We start from the raw sequence: 6469 nt of genomic DNA, 5'->3' as shown, positions 1-6469 counted from the left end.
GCAGGGCATGTCACTCCGCTGGCCCCCGACGAAACGCCCCGCCCCCGCTCTCCCCCGAGGATGCGGGCATGGGTATACGCATGCTCCACCACCGGACGACCCCGGCACGGGCAAGCACAGACCGACCCGCCCGCATGCCGCACTCCCCGGTCCCGGTCTACGCACCGGGCGCAAGCACCGGCCGCATCCCCACCCCCCTGGCGACGACCCTGCGCCGCACCGCCACGGACCTGCGGCGCAGACTCGGCCGCCGCCACCCCCGGCCCACCGCAGTCCCGGACGAGACGCGCGAGACGCCGGCCTGGCGCCTGTGGGCGGACCTGGCCCGCGGCTACCTGGCGCTGGCCCTCACCCTGCTGCCGCGCCCGAGTACCGGACACACCTTCACCGTGTTCGTCGCCCCCGCCGACACCCTCACCGCAACACCCGGCGGCCCGGCACCCCACCGGAGCCGCCCAGGCTGGTGGGGACCGGAGCCGGACGCCACGCCCTGACCGCCACGGCGTACAGCAGCAGGGCCGGCAGGCCGGCAGGCCGGCACCGGCGACCGGCAGCGCAACTCCCCGTATGAGCAACCGGTGAATATCGGGCGCGAACGGGTGCCCGCGCAAAGCAAGTTGCCGTAGGGTCGCCTGCGGCACCGCACTGGTCGAACAGACGAACCCCTGGCGGGAAGGTCGCGGTGCAACCGTCGGCGCGGGCCGGTCGTCACCACAGGACGGATCCGACGGGCGAGCAGGACAACTGAAGACGGCACGCGGGCCACAACGGCGTGCGGGCCGACTGGCGCGAGAGCCGGTGTCGGACACGGACGGAGACGGACGCACGGGCGTCCATGGGGAGGGGTTCACTCTATGGCGGCGCATTTCGACAGGAGGCTCCGCAAGGCGGCGGTCACCACCACCGTCGCGGCGGTCGCGGTCGCGGCGCTGTCCGCGTCCCAGGCCCCCAACGTGACGGCCGACGCCAACGGCAGACAGACCACCGCCGACAACGCGCCGACGTCCGACACACCGTCCCAGGAGAGCGCCACCGGCAACTCGCCGTACTACACCGACCTGCCGCCCCTGGACAGCCCGAGCCCCGCACCGACCATCGGCACCCCCGCCTCCCGGGGTTCGTCCGAGGCCGGCATCCCCGCCACCGTCCTCGACGCGTACAAGAAGGCCGAGGCGGAACTGCGCCAGTCCAAGCCCGGCTGCAAGCTGCCCTGGGAACTCCTCGCCGCCATCGGCAAGGTGGAGTCCGGCCATGCACGCGGCGGCCGCGTCGACGCCGACGGCACCACCATCGGCAAGATCATCGGCCCCCAGCTCGACGGCAACGGCTTCGCCCTCATCAAGGACACGGACAACGGTGTCCACGACGGCAACAGCACCTACGACAACGCCGTCGGGCCCATGCAGTTCATCCCCTCCACCTGGGCGTGGGCGGCCCGCGACGGAAACGGCGACGGCAAGGAAGACCCCAACAACGTCTACGACGCCGCGCTCGCCGCCGGCCACTACCTGTGCCGCAACAACTGGGACCTCTCCGACCAGGGCGAACTCAAGAGCGCGATCCTCAGCTACAACAACTCGCAGGACTACCTGACCACGGTCCTGTCCTGGCTGGAGCACTACCGCAAGGGCACCCACGAGATCCCGGACGGCACCGGCAGCCTCCCCGTCGGCCGCAGCGACGACCCCGGCCACGGCTCCGGATCCAGCCCCTCGCCGGGCAACTCGGGCACCGGCACCGGCACCAGCACCCCCCGAACGACGTCACCCGGCCCGGACCCGGACCCGAGCCCCAGCCCGAGCAAGCCGTCGCAGCCGGGCAAACCCACCAGCCCCGGCACCGGATCGCCGAGCCCCACGCCGCCGGCCGAGTCGGAGCCCCCGGCCGAGACCCCGAGCCCCAGCCCCACCCCCACCGACACGGTCCACCACCTCGAGAACGCCGGCGGCACCGGGCTCACCGCCATCGCGGGCGACACCTTCGCCGAGAAGATCAGCACCCGCGCCGAGACCAAGGACGGAAAGGCCGTCGGCAAGGTACGCATCCGCTTCACCGTCGTCGGTGACACGGACGCCACCTTCACCGGAGGGGAGAAGGTCACCGCGGTCACCACCAACGCCTCCGGCGTGGCCGTCGCGCCCGCCCTCGTGGCCGGCGAGAAGACCGGCGGCTTCACCGTCCGCGCCACCGTGATCGGCCGTTCCGTCGAGGCCCTCGACTACAAGGTCACCGTCACCGAGCGCGTCGCCGACGCCCTCACCAGCATCAGCGACGACCCGCTGACGTGCGCACCGGGCGGCGAGTTCGCCGACCGGGTCGAGGTGAAGGCCACCCGCAAGGGCGCCGTCGCGGACAAGGTCGCGGTGACCGCGACCCTCGTCAAGTCGGTACTCGACTCGACGGAGAACGACAAGGGCCCCTACTTCAAGGACGCCGACGACAAGGCCGTCCGCACCCTGACGGGCCTGAAGACCGACGCCAAGGGCCTGCTGAAACTGCCGAAGCTGTACGCCGACGACACCGAGGGCACGTACGTCCTGCGTCTCACCACGGCGGGCGGCGCCACGATCACCGTCACCCTGAACGTGGCCGAGACCGAACCGGAGCCGGACCCGTCGGACGGCGCGTCGACCGAGCCCGACGCGTAGGCACCCGTCGCGCCCGGCCGGCTCACCTGCCGAGCCGGGCCTTCGTGTACCGCGTCGGTTCCGCCGTGGCAGGGTCCTCGGGCCACGGGTGCTTCGGGTACCGGCCGCGCAGTTCCGCCCGTACGCCGTGGTAGCCGTGCTTCCAGAACGAGGCCAGGTCGGCGGTGACCGCGGCGGGGCGCCCGGCAGGGGACAGGAGGTGGACCAGGAGCGGCACCCCGGCGACCAGGGGCGAGTGCTGGAGCCCGAACATCTCCTGCAACTTCACCGCGAGAACGGGCCGTTCGGGATCGCCGTAGTCGATCCGGATCCGGGAACCACTGGGGACGGCGATCCGCTCGGGAGCCAGCTCGTCGAGCCGTGCCGCCTCTCCCGACGCCCAGGGCAGCAGCCGGGTCAGTGCCGCGACGGCGTCGATCCGCCCCAGATCGGCCCGTCGCCGTGCCCGCCCCAGCTCGGGCTCCAGCCACGCGTCCGCGCGCGCGAGGAGCGCGTCGTCGCCGACGTCCGGCCAGGGCTCGCCCAGATGCCACCGCAGAAACGCGAGCCGCTCGCGCAGCAGCTCCGCGTCCGCGGACCGGCGCAGCAGCCCGAACCCCTCCCGCCGCAGCCCTTCCAGGAGCGCGCCGCGTACGAGACCGGGGTCGGCGTCGGTGAGCGGCCGCGCCGCCAGCTCCACGGCGCCGAGCCGTTCGACCCGCCGGGCCACCACGTCGCCGTCGGCCCAGTGCACCTCGTCCCGCTCCGTCAACAGCGCCCCGGCCGCGAGCCGGGCGGTCTCCTCGTCGACGACCGCACCGAGCTGCACGCGCGCGTGCCCCCTCCCCAGGGGCCGGTCGGCGACGGCGACCGCGATCCACGGCGCCCCGCGCAGCGCCGACGCCTCCGGCAGCTCCGCGCGGGTGCCGGACACCATGAGGTAGGAGCCGCCGTCCTTCCTCGCCACCCGCTCGGGAAAGGCCAGCGCGGCCACCAGCCCCGCGGCCGCGTCGTCACCGAGCCGTCGCCGCGTGCCCGGGCCGTCCGCCGCGTCCAGGGCCCCGCGCAGCCGCCGCACCTCGGTCCGCCACCGGGCCGCGTAGGCGTCCCCGCCCCGCCGGGCGGTGCGCAGCGCGGACACCAGGTCGTCCCCGTACTCGCGCGGCGCTTCCTCGCTCAACAGCCCCACCACCTCGGCGACCACCTCCGCACCCCCGCCACCGGGGCCACCCCAGCCGGTCCCGGCGGAACGCGCGGTGCCGCCCGCTTCCCCGGGGCCCGACTCGCCCCGCCCCTCGGCGAACCCGCCGGCCCCTGCCACCCCCGCACCCGACTCGCCCGCGCCCGAGCGGCCTGCTCCGTCCGCGAGGTCCGTGCCGTCGAGCAGGGCCCGGCCCAGCCGGGGGTGCAGGCCCAGGCGTGCCAGGTGTACGCCCCTGTCCGTGGCCCGCCCGGCGGCGTCCACCGCGCCGACCGCCGACAGGACCGACCGGGCCGCCGTCATCGCCCCGCCCGGCGGCGGGTCGAGCAGCGCCAGTCCGGACGCGTCCGGATCGCCCCAGCAGGCCGCCTGCAGAGCGAACGCCGTCAGGTCGGCCACCTTGATCTCCGGCGCCGGGAAACCGGGCAGACGGGCGTCCTCCGCCTCGGTCCAGCAGCGGTACACCACCCCCGGCGCCTCACGCCCGGCCCGGCCCGCCCGCTGCCGCGCCGACGCCCGCGAGGCCCGCACCGTCGTCAGCGCGCTCAGCCCGCGCGCGTGGTCCACCCGCGGCTCCCGCGCCAGCCCCGCGTCCACCACCACCCGTACGCCCGGGACCGTCAGCGACGACTCGGCCACCGAGGTCGCCAGCACCACCCTGCGTCGCGCCCCGGGCGCGAGCACCGCGTCCTGCACGGCCGCCGGCGCGCGACCGTGCACCTGAAGCACGTCGACGTCCGCGAGTGCCCCCAACCGCCCCGCGACGCGCGCGATCTCGCCGGCACCGGGCAGGAAGCACAGCACGTCCCCGTCCCGCTCGGCCAGCGCCCGCCGCACCACCGACGCCACGTGCGCGAGCAGCGCGGGATCCACCCGCATCCCGTGCGGCGGCCGCACCGGCCGCGCCGGCGGGGCCCACTCGACCTCCACGGGGTACGCCACCCCCTCGGCCGCCACGACCGGGGCCCCGCCCAGCAGCCGGGCCCAGCCCTCCGCGTCGGTGGTGGCCGAGGCGGCCACCAGCCGCAGCTCGGGCCGCAGCGTCTCGCGCACGTCCCACAGGAACGCCGCCGTCGTGTCCGCGTCCAGATGCCGCTCGTGGCACTCGTCGAGGACCACCACGTCGACACCGGCCAGTTCCTGGTCCCGCTGGAGCCGCTGCAGCAGCACACCGGTCGTGACGACCTCCACGCGCGCGCGGTGGCCCATCACACGCTCGCCGCGCACGGTGTACCCGACCCTGCCGCCGGGTTTCTCGCCCAGCAGCCACGCCATCCGCCGGGCCGCCGCCCGCGCCGCGATCCGCCGCGGCTCGGCCACGACCACGCGCCGCGCGGGAGCCTCCCCACCGCCCAGCAGGCCGGCCAGCGCCAGCGGGACCAGCGTCGTCTTGCCGGTGCCGGGCGGCGCGACCAGCACGGCCGTGCCGGGCCCCGCCAGGGCGTCGTGCAGCGCGGGCAGGGCACCGCGCACGGGCAGTGCGTCCAGGGCGTCGTAACGGATCACGCCACCAGTGTCGTACGACACCGGAACCGCCCTCCACGCGCGCGTGCGCCCTACGTTCAGAGACGTCAGAGACGTCAGAGAGAAGGCCGGCAGGACCGGCGCGTCCGGAAAGCCCGGTCCGGCTCAGTCGCGTTCGCAGACGAAGATCGCCGTTCCCGGGATCAGCCGCCCGCGCAGCGGCGACCAGCCGCCCCATTCCGAGGTGTTCCAGTCCGGCCACTCCGGTTCGACGAGGTCCACCAGCCGGAACCCGGACGCCACCACGTCCCGCACCCGGTCGCCGAGCGTCCTGTGGTGCTCGACGTACACCGCGCGGCCCCCGTCGTCCTGCTCGACGTACGGCGTGCGGTCGAAGTACGAGCCCGACACCGACAGGCCCTCGGGGCCCGGTTCGTCGGGGAACGCCCAGCGCACCGGGTGCGTGACGGAGAAGACCAAGCGGCCGCCCGGCCGCAGCACCCGGCGCACCTCCCGCAGCACCAGCCGCGGGTCCGCGACGAAGGGCAGTGCCCCGTAGGCCGAGCACGCCAGGTCGAACGAGCCGTCCGCGAAGGGCAGGACCGCCGCGTCGGCGCAGACCAGAGGGAAGGAACCGCCGATGCGCAGGGCGTGCTGGAGCTGGCGGTGGGAGAGGTCCAGGGCCACCGGGCGGGCCCCCTGCCCGGTGAGCCAGCGCGAGCACTGGGCGGCGCCGGCGCCGATCTCCAGGACGTCCTTGCCCTTCAGGTCCTCCGGCGGGCCGAGCAGCTCCGCCTCCACCTCGTCCAGGCCCTCGGGACACCACACGAAGCGGTCGTCGCCCAGGAACGTGCCGTGCTCGGTCTGGTACTCGTCCGCGTTCCGGTCCCACCAGCCGCGGTTGGCGCGGGAACTCTCCGTGACGCCGGCGGCACGCCGGGTGGCCTCGGGTTCGTCTGCTCCGTCTCCCGTCCCGGACGGTACGGCCTCGGACGCTGCGGGCTCTTGGATGACCGGCTCCCTCGTACTAGTCTGCGGGCTCTTCCGTGCCGCCCCGCCCCGGCGTGTCGCACGGGGGCGCCCAGGGGCGCGTGTGGCCTCGGGGGACGGCTTTTGTGCCGGGTATGCGGCGATCCGCCCCGGGTGTGCGGCTTCGCGCATTGACCCTGCCCGGCTG

The 6469-nt window shown here is 75.1% G+C and carries 4 protein-coding genes; 2 read left to right on the top strand and 2 right to left on the bottom strand.

Features of this window, described 5'->3' with window-relative positions:
* Positions 1 to 68: 68 nt before the first annotated feature.
* On the top strand, positions 69 to 494 hold the full coding sequence (locus HZS56_RS29280; RefSeq protein WP_216723813.1) for a hypothetical protein: 426 nt from the start codon (positions 69 to 71) through the stop codon (positions 492 to 494).
* Positions 495 to 854: 360 nt separating this feature from the next.
* Positions 855 to 2648 carry a lytic transglycosylase domain-containing protein gene (locus tag HZS56_RS29275; protein WP_216723812.1) on the top strand — a complete coding sequence of 598 codons (1794 nt, stop codon included), beginning with the start codon at positions 855 to 857 and terminating at the stop codon, positions 2646 to 2648.
* 22 nt (positions 2649 to 2670) lie between these two features.
* Here the strand turns inward: HZS56_RS29275 and HZS56_RS29270 are convergent, their stop codons facing one another.
* Positions 2671 to 5334, bottom strand: a complete 2664-nt coding sequence (locus HZS56_RS29270) for an ATP-dependent RNA helicase (RefSeq protein ID WP_216723811.1) — start codon at positions 5332 to 5334, stop codon at positions 2671 to 2673.
* Positions 5335 to 5457: 123 nt separating this feature from the next.
* Positions 5458 to 6453, bottom strand: a complete 996-nt coding sequence (locus HZS56_RS29265) for a class I SAM-dependent methyltransferase (protein WP_374201221.1) — start codon at positions 6451 to 6453, stop codon at positions 5458 to 5460.
* Between the last annotated feature and the right edge of the window lie 16 nt (positions 6454 to 6469).

It is taken from the genome of Streptomyces mayonensis, assembly GCF_018982965.1.
Lineage (GTDB): Bacteria > Actinomycetota > Actinomycetes > Streptomycetales > Streptomycetaceae > Streptomyces > Streptomyces mayonensis.
Note: the sequence above shows the minus strand (reverse complement) of the source record. Positions and strands in the feature narration are given on the sequence as shown.

What these genes read in the sequence shown, in the direction of transcription:
- HZS56_RS29275 (WP_216723812.1), top strand. Translation starts at nt 855, where the DNA reads ATGGCGGCGCATTTCGACAGGAGGCTCCGCAAGGCGGCGGTCACCACC.
- HZS56_RS29280 (WP_216723813.1), top strand. Translation starts at nt 69, where the DNA reads ATGGGTATACGCATGCTCCACCACCGGACGACCCCGGCACGGGCAAGC.
- HZS56_RS29265 (WP_374201221.1), bottom strand. Translation starts at nt 6,453, where the DNA reads ATGCGCGAAGCCGCACACCCGGGGCGGATCGCCGCATACCCGGCACAA.